A 15,056-nucleotide genomic window follows, 5' to 3' on the forward strand; every position below is an offset into this window, starting at 1 on the left:
CGATCTTAGGCTAGCCTAAGCCGGTGCGGGGGCTCCGATGGCCTCGAGGTGGCGCCGCTCCAGATCGGTGAAGTCGCCGGTGGTGATGCACCCGAACGTCGAGGCGTCGCGCGCGAACCGCTCGGCCGCGCCGGGGAGCGCGTCCGGCCCCTCGAGGCGGAACTGGCTCGGGGCGAGCGGTCCGAAGAGGAGTGCCCGTCGCAGATCGGGCCACCTCTCGAGATGGGGTTCGACGCCGGCGGCTCGGGCGAATCCGAGTGCGGCAGCATTCATCCGGGTCTTCTGCGGTGTGCCCCGTCGCGCGCGGCAGGTCGCCACCGCGGCACGCTGCTCGCCGACGTCGGGGGCCCGGACAGCCCCACCCCACGCGTAGGCGATCCACCGGGCCTGCAGCTCCAGCGGGACGAAGTAGCCGCCAGATTGGTCCCACATGCCCGCGAACGCCAGACCGGGCAGATCGGGATGGAACGTATACCGGTCGACGTCGAGGTGTTCGCCGTCGGCGCCGAGCACCTCCCGGACGTCCTCGCTCAGGAAGGGCAGCGTCGCCTCGAACCCGGTACCGAACAGGATGGCGTCGAAGTCCTCGGACCGGCCGTCGGAGAACCGCACGCTCCGTCCGGACACCGACGTCGGCCACGGTCGCACCGCGATGCGGCCCTCAGCCACCAGGGGCAGGTACTGCTGGCACAGCGTGACGCCGGCGACCGACGGCGACGGGTCTGGCGTGGGGGCGCCGTACTGGTCGGGGCTGCCGCCGGCCTCGAGGACGATCCGCAGGACCTGTGCGTCGACCTCGGCCGGCGGGAGCGTCTCCCCGGCGAGCACGCCGTACCGGGTGAACATCCGGTGATCCGACGGCACGCCCGCAGCGAACTTCGGCAGCACGTAGCGTTGCCGCCGCTGCGTGACGACCACGCGTTCCGCGCCGAGCACCGCGAGTTCCGACGCGATCTCCAGGGCGCTGATCGCGCCACCGACGACGAGTACGCGTGCCCCGCGGAACGGATCGGCTCCGCGGTAGTCGAACGTGGACGTCACACCGGCCCGGCCGGTGAAGGACGCCAGCCCGGGAATCGTTGGGCGGGTGGGTGACTGGAACCGTCCGCTCGCCACCACGACCCGCTCGACGTGATCGGTCCCGCCCGCGTGGTCGATCCGCCAGCCCGTGCCGTCTCGGCCGACGCGGTGCACCGGGCAGTCGAACCGGATGCGCTCGGTCAGCGCGAATGTCCTCGCGTAGCGCTCGAGATAGGTCAGGACGTCGCGGTTCGACGGGTGGACCGCGGGACCGTCGTGGTCGAGGTCGCTGAACGCGGTGAGGACGCTGCTGGTGTTGGTGTGCATGGTCGGCCACACCCCACTGCGGCCGGCGATCCCCGCCCACTGGCCGCCGAGCACCGGGCTGCGCTCGAAGATCGTCGGTTCGAACCCCTGGGCGGCGAGCCACCGTGCCGCCACGAGGCCGCCGGGGCCGGCGCCGATCACCGCCACGTCACGAGCCATCTGCGGACCCTTGCACGGCGTGGCCCCTCACGGCGCCGTTTGCCGCGACGCGCTCCGGTTCGACGAGAACGTAGCCGACCACGACTCCGATTCGACGGGTAGGGTCGGCCCCGCGATGAACCCACTCGCCGCCGCGCTCACCGCCGCTCTCGGTGCCAGCGACAACCACCTCGTCGTCCTCACCGACGGCACGTGGCAGCACCATCCGTGGCCCGAGGTGCTCGCCCGCGCGCAGAACGTCGCCGAACGCCTCCTGGACGACGGCGTCACGGGAGTCGGACTGGTCGGTGAACCCACCGTGGAGTTCGTCGCGACAGTGGTGGGCACCTTCCTCGCCGGCTCGGCGGTGTCGATCCTGCCCGGCCCCATCCGAGGCGCCGACGCGGACCAGTGGGCGCACGCGACCCTGGCGCGCTTCGACGGGATCGGCGTCCAGCGGGTGTGGAGCAACGGCGGGTACCTCGAGAAGCTCTCGACGGTGGGTGGCCGACCGGCGGTCGGCGCGCTGACCGACGTCGCCACCGCGCACCGCTCGGGCGGCTTCACGCCGCCCGAGGTCGACTCGCCCATCGCCATCCTGCAGGGCACGGCCGGCTCGACGGGAAGTCCACGCACCGTGCGACTGTCACCGGAGGCGGTGCTGGCGAACCTCACCGGCCTCAACACCCGCATCGGGGTGAGTACGTCGACCGTCGGATGCTCGTGGTTGCCGCTGTACCACGACATGGGTCTGAGCTTCCTGCTCTCGGGTGCGGTCGCGGGCACCGACGTCTGGCAGGCGCCGACCGCGGCGTTCCAGGCGTCGCCGTTCCGCTGGCTCACCTGGCTGACAGAGAGCGGCGCCACCGTCACGGCCGCGCCCAACATGGCCTACGGGATGATCGGCAAGTACTCGCGGCGCGTCACCGACGTCGACCTGAGCGCACTCGAGTTCGCGCTCAACGGCGGCGAACCCGTGGACTGCGACCTCACGGAGCGCTTCGCCACCGAGATGGCCCGCTTCGGCTTCTCGGCCGGCGCGCTGGCGCCGTCCTACGGTCTGGCCGAATCGACCTGCGCGGTAACGGTTCCCCGGCCCGGAACGGGCCTGCTGGTCGACGAGGCGGTGATCGGGACCGAGGACGGCGTCACGACCCGTCGGCAGGCGGTGCTCGGCGAGGCGATCCCCGGCACCAGCGTGCGCATCGAACCCACCGACGCCGTCACGTCGGGAGACCGCGAGCGCGAGATCGGCGAGGTGCTGATCCGTGGCTCGTCGATGATGTCCGGTTACGTCGGTGACGCGGTTCGGGATCCCGAGACCTGGTTCGCCACCGGGGATCTCGGTTACGTCGTCGACGGTGGGCTCGTCGTGTGCGGGCGCGCGAAGGAGATCATCACGATCGCCGGACGCAACGTCTTCCCTGCCGAGGTCGAACGCGTCGCCGCGACCGTCCCCGGGGTGCGGGAGGGCGCGGTCGTCGCCGTGGGCATCGGAGAGCGGTCGATCCGCCCGGGCCTGGCCGTGGTCGCCGAGTTCCGGGGACGCGACGAGGCGCAGGCGAGGGTCGACCTGATCGCCCAGGTGGCCTCCGAGTGCGGCGTGGTGCCCGCCGACGTGACGTTCGTGCGGCCCGGATCACTGCCACGCACGTCGTCGGGCAAGCTGCGCCGCCTCGAGGTTCGCCGGCACCTCGAGGAGTCACGCCCCTGACGCCGGCTAGGGCGGCGGCGGCGGCAGGATCAGTCCCGGCGGCGGAGGCGGCGTGCCGTCGTCCGGCGCGGGCGGAAGGTACTGCGCCAGACCGGGAGAGATCACGGTGCCGGGTGGCGGTGCCGTGCCCGGCAGCGGTTCGCCGAGCTGCTGCTGCGGCATCCGGCCGAGCAGCCCACCCCTGAGTCGCCCGTCGCGGTACAGGTCGACGTACCGACCCAGCCATTCCCGCTTGGAGACGTCGGCGTTCTCCTGGCCCGGTGCCACGTCGAACTGCTGGCCCTGGCCCGGCGCGGCAGGCACCTCGTTCTGCGGCAGCCCGTACGCGTTGTTGAACACGTTGAGGTTGGGCGATGCGCCCGGCCCGGCCCCCGGCGCCGACGGCACGGAGTTCAGGCCGAGCACCGAACTCCGGTCCAGTCCGGACAGATTCGGCGCCCCGAGCGCCCCGGGGACGCTCGGCTCACCGGTCTGACCGAGGACGCCGAGGCCGTTGGTCAGCGGTTGACCGATGATCGGCACGGTGGGGGCGGGGGGTGGTGCGGCGTCCCCGGGTGCCGGCCCGGGGTCGCCGGGTGCCGGTACGGGCGGCGGTGGCGGCTCCGCGGCGGCGGTGCCCGGGAGGGCGACCGCCGCCGCGCATGCCAGGGCGCCGAGCGCGAGCACCGTGGCTGCCGCGGTCCTGCTGCGGCAGAACGTGTTTCGCACGATCATGGGTGTGTCCCGGTCCTTCTCGGTCAGACCGACTTGGTCACGCCGTAGTAGGCGACGATGTCGTCGGTGTCGGTGGTCGAACTCGTCAGCGTGGCGTAGGAGCGCAGGAACGACTGTCCGACGCAGCCGTCGACCTTGACGTGGGTGTCCTTGAGGGTCACGCGAACCGGTGCGGTCTTGAACGTCTTCTTGTCCACGGCGATCTGGGTGACGGTGCCCGGCTTGGCGTGGATCTCGATGGTGCCCGAGATGGGGAACGTCACGCCGGTGGGGACGATGCCGCCGGTGATCGACGAGCCCGAGGTGCTGATGCCCGCCTGACCGATGAGGCGGACCTGTCCCAGTTCGATGCCGCAGCCGATCTGGTAGCCGGCCTCGAGGACGCCGCCGGCGAGCGTCGTGGTGCCGTTGCCGGTGACGGTCCCACCGAAGGTGCCACCCACCAGGTACTCGCGGGACGACACCGCGGTGGTCAGCGGCGCGATCGGCAGCTGGGTCTCGTTGCCTGCGACGACGGTGAGCGTCCAGCCGTCGGGCGTCGTGACGACCCCGGGCGGTGCGGAGGCGACGACACCGGTGTCGACCGGAGGTGCGGCGTCACCGACGGGATCGGCAGGCGGCTCCGCGAGGGCGATCGGGGAGGTGACGATCAGGGGAATGGCGATGCACGCAGTTGCTGCGGCGAGGGCATAGCGGTTCATGGGGTTCTCTCGTTCGAAGTCGGCTGGTGGTCAAACTGCTTTGGTGACACCGATGTAGGTGACGACGTCGTCGGTGTTGTCGGTGGAGGCGGTCAGCGTCGCGTACGAGCGGATGAAGGACTGGCCGGCGCACTGGTCGGTCTTGACCCGGACCCCGGTGATCGAGACGCGCGTGGACGAACCCTTGAACGACTTCTTGTCGAGCGCGACGCTCGTCACGGTGCCGGGCTTGAGGTACACCTTGCCCTGCAGGCTGACGCCGAAGCCGGCGGTCGCGTTGCCGGTGAACGGGATTCCGATGCCGGGGGTGAAGCTGGCACCCGGGTTGATCTCGACCTCGTCGGAGATGATGCCGCAGCCGATCTGCTCGCCGGCCTCCAGCGTGCCGCCGGTGAGCTTCGTCTTCCCGCCGCCGGTGATCTTGCCGGTGAACGTGCCCGCGATGAGGTACTCGCGTGACGAGATGGCGGTGGTGAGGGGAGCGACCGGCAGCTGGGTCTCGTTGGTGCCGACGACCTCGAGGTGCCAGCCATCGGGGGTGTCGAGGATTCCCGGCGCGGCCGACGGGACCGCGCCTTCCGGTGGGAGCGGGGCCGACACCGGGACGATCGCCGGGTCGGCCGGTGCCGGTGCGGGTTCGGAGAAGGCGAGGGGTGCGGTGCCGACCGAAGCCAGCACGCAGACTGCAGCGACGGTGGCGAAGCGAATGGACATAGGGCTGAGGACGCCTCTCGTGGTTCGAATCCGGCGGGGTCGACGGATGTGTCGCGAGGGAGCTTCCATGGCACGGGTTTCCGAACGGTGAACGGACGGCGAACGTTGGCAACCGCGTCGCGATCGAACGAGTGCGTGTCGCTGGTGGCGCAATTCCGTTCTGCGCGAATAAAACTCGGCCACAGGACATTCACAGCGCACGCCACCCCAATGGACCGCGGTGATCCACCGGACCATGGGTCGCCGTTCACCTACCGGACACGTCGTCACCCGACCGTAGGACTCCGAGTGCCGACCGTCGCATTCGCGTCAACCCCCAGGGAGAAGATGTGGCAACGTCCACCGCTGCAGGACGAGCGTCTACGGCAGCCCTGTGCGCCCTCGTGGCAGCGCTGACCCTTGCGCCGCTGGCCACCGCCGACCCCGAGGACGCGCCGGGCGGGCCGGTCGCCGTCGAATCGCAGACCTCCGCCGACGCCGACCCGGCAGCGGTGGCGGCGTGCGGGCAGTTCGCCGAGGTTCTCGACGCCACGTCCCACTACTACGGCGACTTCGCCGAGGAGATCGAGTCGTACTCGAATCCCGACTACAGCGATCCGGCCATCTCCAGCAGCAATCAGGTCGGCCGGACCGCCCTGCGCCAGGGCGCCAGTGTCGCCATGTCGAGCGCCAACACGCCGGGACTGTCGCCCGACATCGCCGCCCCGATGCGGTCGTGGTCCTGGGGTGCGACGAAGCTCCTGGTCAAGATGGCGGTGCGCACCAGCGGGGACGCGATGAACACGACGGCCACCGAGATGAACACCGACGCCGGGAACGTCCAGACGGCCTGCGCCGCGGCGGGAACCCATGCCTGACCGTCGCCTCGTCGCGCGTGTCGTGACGGTGGTGACCTGCCTCGTCGCCGTGCTGGCAGGCTGCTCGACCGAGAAGTCCGCTGCGACGACGGCTCCGCGGGTCGTCGAGGACTCCGATCTGGTCAACCTCCTCGTCGCCGCCGGCGACATCGGCACGGTGATGGGCGTGTCCACGTTGACGCCGCGCCCGGTGACGGACGTGATGAACGACGACCGGCACCTCCTGACCAACATGAACTGTCTCGGCGTCTGGCAGCCGGATCAGGCGGCCATCTACGGCGATCGGGGCACGGACGGCGGGTGGCGTGCCATGCGTCAGCAGGTGCTGCGCGAGCCCGACACCGACGACTGGTCGACGTCGGTGGCGCAATCCGTCGTGTCGTATCCGTCGGCGGATGCGGCGCGTAGGTTCTTCGAACAGTCCGCGGAGCGGTGGACGAACTGCACCAATCACCACGTCAACATCACGCTGAACGACAAGCCGCTACCGAAGTGGCTCAGCGGCGACCTCAGCCGCACCGACAACCAACTCGCCATGCCGATCGCCCGGGGGGACGGCGCGCAGAGTCGAGTGTGCCAGCACGTTCTGACCGTGCGATCCAACGTCGTGATCGACGTCGAGGCCTGCCGGCCACCCATACCCGTGATCACACAGGCGTCGGCGATCTCCGCGAAGATCGAGTCGGCCATCGCGGTCTGAGTCGTCAGCCGGTGCTGCGGCGCAACAGGTCTCGCGCATACTCCCGGACGGCCTGCTTGGCGATCTTCCCGTTGCTCGTCGTCGGCAGCGCATCGACGAACAGCACGTGCCTTGGCCGCTTGAACGGGGCGATCCGCGCGCGCACGTGGGCGATCAGGTCCTCCGCGGCCGGGTCGGAGCCGGGTCGGGCGACCACCACCGCGCAGATCGCCTCACCCCAGTAGTCGTCCGGAACGCCCACGACGGCAACGTGTTCGACGGCGTCGTGGATCGACAGCGCGTCCTCGACCTCGCGCGACGACACGTTCTCACCACCGGTGATGATGACGTCCTTGATGCGGTCCAGCACGACCAGGCGCCCCTCGTCGTCGATGCGGCCGACGTCGCCGGTCCGCAGCCAGCCGTCAGTGGTCGGCGGTCGGCCGCCGGGCCAGAGACCGACCGTCACCTGCGCGCCGCGGACGAGGATCTCGCCGACGTCGGTCCCGTCGATCCGCACCTCGACGCCGTCGTGGGGACGGCCCGCGCTCGCGAGTGCGGTGGCGTCGCCGTCGGCGCCGGCACGGTGCTCCGCAGGCCCGAGAAACGTGACGTTGCCCGCGGTCTCGGTCATCCCGTAGCCCTGATGGAAGTTCACGTCGAGCGTGCTCAGCGCCCGGCGCAGCAGATCGGCTGGGATGGCCGCGGATCCGTAGGCCACGTCGCGCAGGCTCGGTAGCCGGGCACCGGTCTCGTCGAGATGGGCCAGCAGCGCGTGGAGCATCGTCGGGGCCAGTGAGCAGGAGGTCACCCCGTGCGCCTGGACCGCCTCGACGAACGCGTCGGCGCGGAATGCGGGCATGGGCAGCACCGTCGACTGCGTCCGGTGCTGAACGAGCACGTTGTAGCCCGCGACGTGGCACATGGGGAACGGTAGGAGGTAGACGCCGCCGGAGCGCACCGATCTGCCGGCCACCGTGCCGGCCACCGCCGCGATGATCGAGCGGTGGGTGTGCAGCACGCCTTTCGGGATGCCGGTCGAGCCGCTCGTGAAGATCAGCCACGCCGGGTCGTCCGGCCTCGAGGGCACCTCCGTCCCGGGTGAGTACCGCTCGGCTGCAAGCCATTCCGCGGAATCGAAGGCGATGCGCGGAGCGACGGCCGGCAGGCACTCGAGGAACCGGCCGTCGCCGACGACCAGCGCGGGGCCGGTGGCCTCGAGCTGTGCGACCTGCTCGGGGACGCTCAGGCGCTGGTTGATCAGCACGAGCAGCCGGCCGCTGCGCGGCACGGCGTAGTAGAGCCGCGCGTACTCGGCGCCGTTGTCGGCGATCACGGCCACCCGGTCGCCGAGCCGGGTCCGCTCACACAGCCAGGCGGCCACCGAGGCGATCTGGCGGTCGAACTCGGCGAACGTGGTCACCGTGCCGTCCGGCGCGATGACGGCGGGCCGGTCGGGGACGTCGGCGGCCGCCGACGACACCAGTTCGTGCAGGAGCGTCGTCGCGGTCATCACGTCAGCGCGCCGTCACCCGGCGCCGGTAGGACGATGGTGTCTCGCCGCAGAACTGGGTGAAGCACCGCGTGAACGAGCTGATGCTCTCGAAGCCCACGGACGACGACGTGGCCTGCACCGACTGGTTGGGTCCGGCCAGCAGCGCCATCGCCCGCAGCATGCGTGCGTGCAGGAGGTAGGTGCGCCACGACAGGCCGACCTCGTCGGAGAACAGTCGGCGCAGGGTGCGTTCGGAGACCGCGACCGCGCGTGCCACGTCGTCGGCGGTGACCGAGTCGAGGTGGCTCTTGGTGTAGTCCAGCGCGGCCGCCACGATCGGGTGGTCGGACGTCGGAAGGCTCAGGGGCGCCTCGTGATCGAGCGCCTCGACGACGAGGGCCGCGAGGGTGCGGAAGAAGTCGTCGGCAGTTGCCTCGTCCAGGGTGGAGCCGTCGGTCCGGTCGATCGGCCAGCGCAGGGCGTAGACCATCATCTCGCGGATCAGCGGTGACACGGCGATGATGCGCGCCCTGGCCTCGGGGCCAGGGATGAGGTCGGGGGCGAACATGACCGCGACGGTCTTGACGTCGGGGTTCATCACGGCCTGGTGCTCGAGGCCGGCGGGGATCCAGGCCGCCTGCTGCGGTGGCAGCAGGTAGTGCGCGGAATCGGTCTCGACCTCGACGACGCCGTGCAGCGCGTACTCGATCTGGTGCACCTCGTGGGAGTGCCACCCCGTGATGAGGCCGTCGCCCTCGTAGAGGTAGCTACCCGCCATCGCGCGGCCACCCCGGCGCAGCTCGATGACCGGGCGTTCCGGTGCGGCGGCCGTGGCCGAAAGTGACAAACCTTTGTCCGAAGGTGCAGAGACGGTCACGGAATCCGAGGGTACTAGTTGAATCATGCAGACCGACGACCTGATCCTGGTGAGCATCGACGACCACGTGGTGGAACCCCCGGACATGTTCCTGAATCACGTCCCCGAGAAGTACAAGTCCGAGGCACCGATCGTCGTGACCGACGAGAAGGGCGTCGACCAGTGGATGTACCAGGGCAGGCCCCAGGGCGTCAGTGGACTGAACGCGGTGGTGTCGTGGCCGGCCGAGGAGTGGGGACGCGATCCCGCCGGGTTCGCCGAGATGCGTCCCGGCGTCTACGACGTGCACGCCCGCGTGCGCGACATGAGCCGCAACGGCATCCTCGCCTCGATGTGCTTCCCCACCTTCACCGGTTTCTCCGCCCGGCACCTCAACATGCACCGCGAGGACGTCACCCTCGTGATGGTGTCGGCCTACAACGACTGGCACATCGACGAGTGGGCGGGCAGCTATCCCGACCGGTTCATCCCGATCGCCGTGCTCCCGACGTGGAACCCCGAGGCCATGTGCGCCGAGATCCGGCGCGTCGCCGCCAAGGGGTGCCGCGCGGTGACGATGCCGGAACTTCCTCATCTGGAAGGACTTCCGAGCTACCACGACGACGAGTACTGGGGTCCCGTCTTCCGCACGCTGTCGGAGGAGAACGTGGTGATGTGCCTGCACATCGGCACCGGGTTCGGCGCGATCAGCATGGCGCCCAACGCCCCGATCGACAACCTGATCATCCTGGCGACCCAGGTGTCGGCGATGTGCGCCCAGGACCTGCTGTGGGGGCCGGCGATGCGCAACTACCCGGACCTGAAGTTCGCGTTCTCCGAGGGTGGCATCGGGTGGATCCCGTTCTACCTCGACCGCAGTGACCGGCACTACACCAACCAGAAGTGGCTACGCCGGGACTTCGGCGACAAGCTGCCCAGCGACGTCTTCCGCGAGCACTCGCTCGCCTGCTACGTCACCGACAAGACGTCGCTGCGGCTGCGCCACGAGATCGGCATCGACATCATCGCGTGGGAGTGCGACTACCCGCACTCGGACTGCTTCTGGCCGGATGCGCCCGAGCAGGTGCTGGCGGAACTCAACGGAGCGGGCGCCGACGACACCGACATCAACAAGATCACCTGGCAGAACTCGTGCCGGTTCTTCGACTGGGATCCGTTCAAGCACACGCCTCGTGAGCAGGCAACCGTCGGCGCGCTGCGCGCCACCGCCACCGACGTCGACGTGTCGATCAGGCCGCGCAAGGAGTGGGCGCGGCTCTACGAGGAGAAGCAGCTCACCGCGACGTAGGCGGCGGCCTAGTCGTTGGTCGGTGGTGGTTCGAAGGGTGTGTACCACCACCATTGGGCGCGTTCGCCGAGTGGTCCGCGGCAGGGCGGCACGTCGGGTGGGGGTGTGCTGGGTGCACGCGCCAGTGATGCGCTGCTCAGTTCTCGGCCGTCGGCGTCGGTGACGACGAGGTGGTCGGCGGGTCCGGTGATGGTGATGGCGCCGCGGTGGTGTTGGCGGTGGTGGAACGGGCACAGCAGGACCAGGTTCGAGGGTTCGGTGAGGCCGCCGTCCTCCCAGTGCACGAGGTGGTGGGCGTGCAGGCCGCGGGTCGATCCGCAGCCGGGGACCACGCAACTTCGGTCGCGGTGTTCGAGGACGCGACGCAGCCGCCGGTTGGCCGTCCGTATCGTCCGGCCCGATCCGATGACGCGGCCGTGGCGTTCGAACCACACCTCGCAGGTGGCGTCGCAGGTGAGGTAGCGGCGTTCGTCGTCGGCCAGCAGTGGGCCCAGGTGCAGTGCGGCGACGGGTTTGTCGGCGTCGACGTGGACGACGACGGTGGTGCGTTGTCCGTGGGGGCGGCGGGCCACCTCGGTGTCCCAGCCCGCCTCGACCAGGCTGGTGAACGCGTCGACGCCGTCGGGGAAGGTCTCGTCGTCGCCGTGCTGGTCGGCCTTCCAGTCCGCGATGAGCGCGTCGAGGTGGGATTGGTGGGCGGCTTCGAACTTCGAGGCGTCGAGGCGGGGGAGTCGGATCTTCCAGGTGGTGTAGTCCTCGCCGGGTCCGACGGTCTTGGTGATGAAGCTGGTGGGTTGCGGCGACGGGGTGGGGTCGGGTCGCGGTTCGAGTTTCACCGCTTTGCGCAACTGGTTGACGGTGGCGACTTCGGCCAGGTCGGCGTAGTGGTCGTCGGAGCCGTCGGCGGCGCGTTCGGCGATGACGCCGACCTGGTCGAGGGACAGTCGGCCTTCCCGGAGGCCGTCGGTGCAGCGGGGGAAGTCGTCGGCGCGTTGGGCGACGGCGACGACGGTCTCGGCGTTGCGGGCGGAGATGCCGGTCTTCCAGGCCACGAGGGCGGCGATGGAGCGGCAGCCGGTGGATCCCCAGAGTCCGTCGCGGTCGATTTCGGCGATGATGTCGACGAGTCGGCCGTCGATGGCGTTGCGTTGTCCGGTCAGTTCGGCGATCTCCTCGAAGAACGCGTCGAGTCGGTCCACGGGGCGTCGCTCATCGGCCAAAGTGGCTGCGGCGGTGGACATGACACCATTATCGCAGGGGGGTCCGACAAGCCCGGAGCACCAGCGAGCAGCGCCGCGGGAGTGCTTGTCGAGCTAGGCCCGCCCGCTGAGTTCACTGCTCGCGCGGCGCTCGACGAAGAGCGGCACGAAGTCTCGCACCGGCCGTCCGTCGAAGCGCGCGTACTGCGCCCTCACGACGTCCTCGACGGTCGTCGGCGGCACCTCGGCGAACTTGGATGCCAGGCGCTGAGCGAGTTGCTCGATGATCGCCTGTTCCTTCAAATCGATCACCTGATCATCGTGCTGCCAGTTCACCTCCGCGTCAACTAATGGTCATATTGGTCACCGTCGTCGCACGTCCAGCGACGTTTCTGGCAGGCGCTGACAGTGACGTGCCACGGCGGAGGCGACCGAGTGTGTCGTGGACCACGACGTGCACCGTCAGCGAATTACGTTTGCTCGCCGTCAATTACTCGGGGTGCAGGCCCAGTTCCTTCACCCGGTCCGACGTGCTCTTCGCGAGATCGGCGAGCAGGCCGGCGTCGGTGAGGTCCATCGGAGCGGAGTGCTTCCAGTCGTGGTGTGCGACCTCGGTCAGCGGCTTGAGCACGTGGTGGTCGCTGACCTCGATGGCCAGTTCCCGGCGGTGGTCGAAGCTGCCCGGCGACAGGTTGATGGATCCGACGATGGCACGCTCGTGGTCGGCCAGGATCATCTTGGCGTGCAACTTGAGGTGCTTGAGTTCGTGGATCTTGATGCCGACGTCGTCGAGGATGCGTAGGCCGCTCACGCCCTCCAGCAACTTATTGGGCTTGAGGTGGTGCGCGGTCCTGGCCATCACGTGGACCTTCACCCCGCGTCGCGCTGCCCGGACCAGTCGTTCGATGACCACGGGGTCCTGGTAGCGCTCGTTCTGGACGAACAGGGTCTTCTCGGCGCGGTCGATGAACTCGCAGATCCGGGTCCGGCCGTTGGTCGGACACCAGATGAGGTGGGCGTCGTGTCCCGGGTCGAAGGTCTCGCGGTGCCAGTCCGCCTCGAAGCAGTCGGTGATCTCGGAGACCTCTGCGACGCTGGGCGTCACGACGGCGTAATCCCTTGTCAGACTGAAGTTCTCGTCGGTCCAGTTCAGCGATTCGACGAAGGCGTGGGCATCGTCGATCACCATCGACTTCTCGTGGGTGAGGTCGAACGCGGGGTTGCTCTCCCGCACGTCGATGCCGTTCTCCAGCAGCGCGTCCCGTGCCGCGTCGTTGTCGGTCTCGCCGTCGCGGCGCTCCGGGTTGAGCATGACCTGGACGGTGACGCCGCGGCGATGGGCCGCCACGACCGCGTCGAGCAGTGGCCGATGGGAGAACGCGAACATCTTGATGCGCACCGAGCGGGTGGCCGCGTGGATGGCGTCGAGTACCGGACGGGCCGAGTCGTCGGGAAGGATGATCAGCGAGCGACTCATGAATCCTCGGCGTCGTATTGGATGCGGTGCAGCTCAGCATATCTGCCACCCAGTGCGAGGAGCGCGCCGTGCGTGCCCTCCTCGACCACCCGACCCTCCTCCAGGACCACGATCTTGTGTGACTCGCGGATCGTGCTCAGCCGGTGGGCGATGGTGATGACGGTCCGGCCCTTCATCAGCCGCCGCATCGCCGACATCACCAGGTGCTCGGACTCCGCGTCGAGTGCGGCGGTCGGCTCGTCGAGGATGAGGATGGGACTGTCGCGCAGGATGGCCCGGGCGATGCCGATGCGCTGCCGTTGGCCGCCCGACAGCGTCATGCCGCGCTCGCCGACCGCGCTGTCGTAGCCCTGCAGCATGTCGGAGATGAACTCGTGCGCGTTGGCGAGCTTGGCCGCCTCGACGATCTCGTCGTGGCTGGCATCGGGACGGCCGAAGGCGATGTTGTCGCGCACGGTGCCCCGGAACAGCACGGTGTCCTGCAGGACGTAGGCGATCTGCCTGCGCATCTCGTGCAGCTTGTAGTCGCGGACGTCGACGCCGTCGATGCGAACGGAGCCCACGCTGGGGTCGTAGAAGCGTGGGATGAGGCTGACCAGGCTCGACTTGCCGCTGCCGGTGTGGCCCACGATGCCGACCTGCTGTCCGGGTTCGACGTCGAAGCTCACGTCGCGCAGGACGGGCTTCTCGCCGTCGTAACTGAAGGCCACGCGATCGAAGCTCAGCGCGCCCTTCAGCGTGTCCGGGTCGACCGCGCCGACCTTCTCCTCGATCCCCGTCTCGGCGTCGAGCAGGGCGCTCACGCGCTCGACGCCGACCGACGCCATCGCGATGGTGTTGGTGAGCTTCGCGAGGTCCTGCACGGGCTTGAAGAAGGAGGCCAGGTAGCTGATGAATACCGTGAGCGTGCCCGCGGTCATGACGCCCGCGAGGATCAGCGCCGACCCGCGCCACAGCACCAGCGCGGTGCACACCGCCACCACGACCGCGACGACGGGCGACACCACGGACTTCACCCGGCGGGCGTTGAGCGCGGCGTCCACGGCGGCCTGTCCGGCGATCGCGAGCTGGCGCTCCTGCAGCTCCTCGCGGTCGAACGCCTTGACGACGCGGATCGACTGCAGGCCCTCCTCCGCGACGGCCACGATGTCCGACTCACGCTTGCGCACCTCGTGCGTCGCCGCCTTGACGGCCTTGCGGATGCGGGACACGAACAACAGCAGCAGCGGGGCGATGGCCAGTGCGACGAGGGTGAAGTCCCACTGCAGCCACAGCATCAGGGAGAGCATGCCGACGATGGTCAGCAGGTCGGTGGCGATGCCCAGCGTCGAGGCCGAGGCGAAGTCCTGGATGGTGTCGACGTCGTCGGTCAGCGTGCTCAGGATGGGCCCGACCCGGTGGGTGTCGAAGAAGTTGAGCGACAGCTGCTGGATGTGGTGATAGGCGCGGGTACGCAGGTCGTTGCCGATGCGCTGGCCGACGGTCTCGGTGAGGTAGTTGGCGATGTAGGTCGCGATGGCCGCGATGACGGCGATCACCACCAGCATGATGGCGGCCAGTCCGGCGACGTGCATCCGGCCCTCGCCGCCCAGCATCGGCTGCAGCAGCCCCTTGAGCCAGGGCGGCAGGGGACGGTCGCCCACCACGCTGTCGAGGACGATCTTCAACGGCCACGGCGCGGCCAGGCTCATCGCGATCTGGACGACGAGCACCGCGAAGATCCCCGCCACGGGCCAGGCGTAAGGGCGGATGAGTTCACGGATCAGTCGCACGGTGAACTGCCTTCGCTCTGGGTCCACGAGCCCGATCGGGCGAACACACAGTACAACGCGGGCCACCCGAATGCCGGGAATCGC

14 protein-coding genes are annotated in these 15,056 nt (G+C 69.4%); 4 read left to right on the top strand and 10 right to left on the bottom strand.

All coding sequences use genetic code 11. The features are described 5' to 3' along the window. Window positions 1-15: 15 nt before the first annotated feature. Window positions 16-1,506 carry a flavin-containing monooxygenase gene (locus G6N64_RS15605; protein WP_163797874.1) on the bottom strand — a complete coding sequence of 497 codons (1,491 nt, stop codon included), beginning with the start codon at window positions 1,504-1,506 and terminating at the stop codon, window positions 16-18. Window positions 1,507-1,621: 115 nt separating this feature from the next. On the opposite strand from G6N64_RS15605, the gene mbtM reads away from it, so the two are divergent. Then, window positions 1,622-3,199 (top strand): long-chain-fatty acid--ACP ligase MbtM, encoded by a 1,578-nt coding sequence (mbtM, locus tag G6N64_RS15610; protein WP_163797875.1) that lies wholly within the window; start codon window positions 1,622-1,624, stop codon window positions 3,197-3,199. Between the two features lie 6 nt (window positions 3,200-3,205). Here the strand turns inward: mbtM and G6N64_RS15615 are convergent, their stop codons facing one another. The 3 genes from G6N64_RS15615 to G6N64_RS15625 are packed head-to-tail and all read right to left on the bottom strand — an operon-like array spanning window position 3,206 to window position 5,328. Next, on the bottom strand, window positions 3,206-3,913 hold the full coding sequence (locus tag G6N64_RS15615; protein ID WP_246230666.1) for a hypothetical protein: 708 nt from the start codon (window positions 3,911-3,913) through the stop codon (window positions 3,206-3,208). Between the two features lie 23 nt (window positions 3,914-3,936). Beyond that, window positions 3,937-4,614: an MspA family porin gene (locus G6N64_RS15620; RefSeq protein WP_163797876.1), complete on the bottom strand. Its 678-nt coding sequence runs from the start codon at window positions 4,612-4,614 to the stop codon at window positions 3,937-3,939. Between the two features lie 30 nt (window positions 4,615-4,644). After that, entirely contained in the window at window positions 4,645-5,328 is a 684-nt protein-coding gene (locus G6N64_RS15625; RefSeq protein WP_163797877.1) for an MspA family porin, read from the bottom strand. A 329-nt stretch (window positions 5,329-5,657) separates the two neighbouring features. On the opposite strand from G6N64_RS15625, the gene G6N64_RS15630 reads away from it, so the two are divergent. Then, window positions 5,658-6,185: an Rv2240c family protein gene (locus tag G6N64_RS15630; protein WP_246230667.1), complete on the top strand. Its 528-nt coding sequence runs from the start codon at window positions 5,658-5,660 to the stop codon at window positions 6,183-6,185. After that, window positions 6,178-6,885: a sensor domain-containing protein gene (locus G6N64_RS15635; protein ID WP_163797878.1), complete on the top strand. Its 708-nt coding sequence runs from the start codon at window positions 6,178-6,180 to the stop codon at window positions 6,883-6,885. The genes G6N64_RS15630 and G6N64_RS15635 overlap by 8 nt, the downstream gene beginning before the upstream one ends. Before the next feature lie 4 nt (window positions 6,886-6,889). On the opposite strand, the gene G6N64_RS15640 is transcribed toward G6N64_RS15635, so the two are convergent. Both G6N64_RS15640 and G6N64_RS15645 read right to left on the bottom strand, forming a co-directional pair. After that, window positions 6,890-8,377, bottom strand: a complete 1,488-nt coding sequence (locus G6N64_RS15640; protein ID WP_163797879.1) for an AMP-binding protein — start codon at window positions 8,375-8,377, stop codon at window positions 6,890-6,892. 4 nt (window positions 8,378-8,381) lie between these two features. Then, the gene (locus tag G6N64_RS15645; protein ID WP_163797880.1) at window positions 8,382-9,236 is read right to left on the bottom strand and encodes an AraC family transcriptional regulator; all 855 of its coding nucleotides are present in this window, start codon (window positions 9,234-9,236) and stop codon (window positions 8,382-8,384) included. Between the two features lie 25 nt (window positions 9,237-9,261). Between G6N64_RS15645 and G6N64_RS15650 the strand changes: the two genes are divergently transcribed. Then, on the top strand, window positions 9,262-10,524 hold the full coding sequence (locus G6N64_RS15650) for an amidohydrolase family protein (protein ID WP_163797881.1): 1,263 nt from the start codon (window positions 9,262-9,264) through the stop codon (window positions 10,522-10,524). Window positions 10,525-10,532: 8 nt separating this feature from the next. On the opposite strand, the gene G6N64_RS15655 is transcribed toward G6N64_RS15650, so the two are convergent. From G6N64_RS15655 to G6N64_RS15670, 4 genes are all read right to left on the bottom strand, one after another. After that, window positions 10,533-11,765 (bottom strand): HNH endonuclease signature motif containing protein, encoded by a 1,233-nt coding sequence (locus tag G6N64_RS15655; protein WP_163797882.1) that lies wholly within the window; start codon window positions 11,763-11,765, stop codon window positions 10,533-10,535. A gap of 72 nt (window positions 11,766-11,837) precedes the next feature. After that, window positions 11,838-12,035, bottom strand: a complete 198-nt coding sequence (locus G6N64_RS15660) for a three-helix bundle dimerization domain-containing protein (RefSeq protein ID WP_246231370.1) — start codon at window positions 12,033-12,035, stop codon at window positions 11,838-11,840. A 178-nt stretch (window positions 12,036-12,213) separates the two neighbouring features. Further along, window positions 12,214-13,200 (bottom strand): phospholipase D-like domain-containing protein, encoded by a 987-nt coding sequence (locus G6N64_RS15665; RefSeq protein ID WP_163797883.1) that lies wholly within the window; start codon window positions 13,198-13,200, stop codon window positions 12,214-12,216. Further along, the gene (locus G6N64_RS15670) at window positions 13,197-14,972 is read right to left on the bottom strand and encodes an ABC transporter ATP-binding protein (RefSeq protein WP_163797884.1); all 1,776 of its coding nucleotides are present in this window, start codon (window positions 14,970-14,972) and stop codon (window positions 13,197-13,199) included. The genes G6N64_RS15665 and G6N64_RS15670 overlap by 4 nt, the downstream gene beginning before the upstream one ends. Window positions 14,973-15,056 lie beyond the last annotated feature (84 nt).

The sequence above is a fragment of the Mycolicibacterium sediminis genome (assembly GCF_010731735.1).
Lineage (GTDB): Bacteria > Actinomycetota > Actinomycetes > Mycobacteriales > Mycobacteriaceae > Mycobacterium > Mycobacterium sediminis.

Excerpts from the sequence above, each read along its gene's own strand:
- G6N64_RS15605 (WP_163797874.1), bottom strand. The coding sequence starts at position 1,506 with ATGGCTCGTGACGTGGCGGTGATCGGCGCCGGCCCCGGCGGCCTCGTG.
- G6N64_RS15665 (WP_163797883.1), bottom strand. The coding sequence starts at position 13,200 with ATGAGTCGCTCGCTGATCATCCTTCCCGACGACTCGGCCCGTCCGGTA.
- mbtM (WP_163797875.1), top strand. The coding sequence starts at position 1,622 with ATGAACCCACTCGCCGCCGCGCTCACCGCCGCTCTCGGTGCCAGCGAC.
- G6N64_RS15650 (WP_163797881.1), top strand. The coding sequence starts at position 9,262 with ATGCAGACCGACGACCTGATCCTGGTGAGCATCGACGACCACGTGGTG.
- G6N64_RS15620 (WP_163797876.1), bottom strand. The coding sequence starts at position 4,614 with ATGAACCGCTATGCCCTCGCCGCAGCAACTGCGTGCATCGCCATTCCC.
- G6N64_RS15655 (WP_163797882.1), bottom strand. The coding sequence starts at position 11,765 with ATGTCCACCGCCGCAGCCACTTTGGCCGATGAGCGACGCCCCGTGGAC.
- G6N64_RS15615 (WP_246230666.1), bottom strand. The coding sequence starts at position 3,913 with ATGATCGTGCGAAACACGTTCTGCCGCAGCAGGACCGCGGCAGCCACG.
- G6N64_RS15625 (WP_163797877.1), bottom strand. The coding sequence starts at position 5,328 with ATGTCCATTCGCTTCGCCACCGTCGCTGCAGTCTGCGTGCTGGCTTCG.
- G6N64_RS15640 (WP_163797879.1), bottom strand. The coding sequence starts at position 8,377 with ATGACCGCGACGACGCTCCTGCACGAACTGGTGTCGTCGGCGGCCGCC.
- G6N64_RS15635 (WP_163797878.1), top strand. The coding sequence starts at position 6,178 with ATGCCTGACCGTCGCCTCGTCGCGCGTGTCGTGACGGTGGTGACCTGC.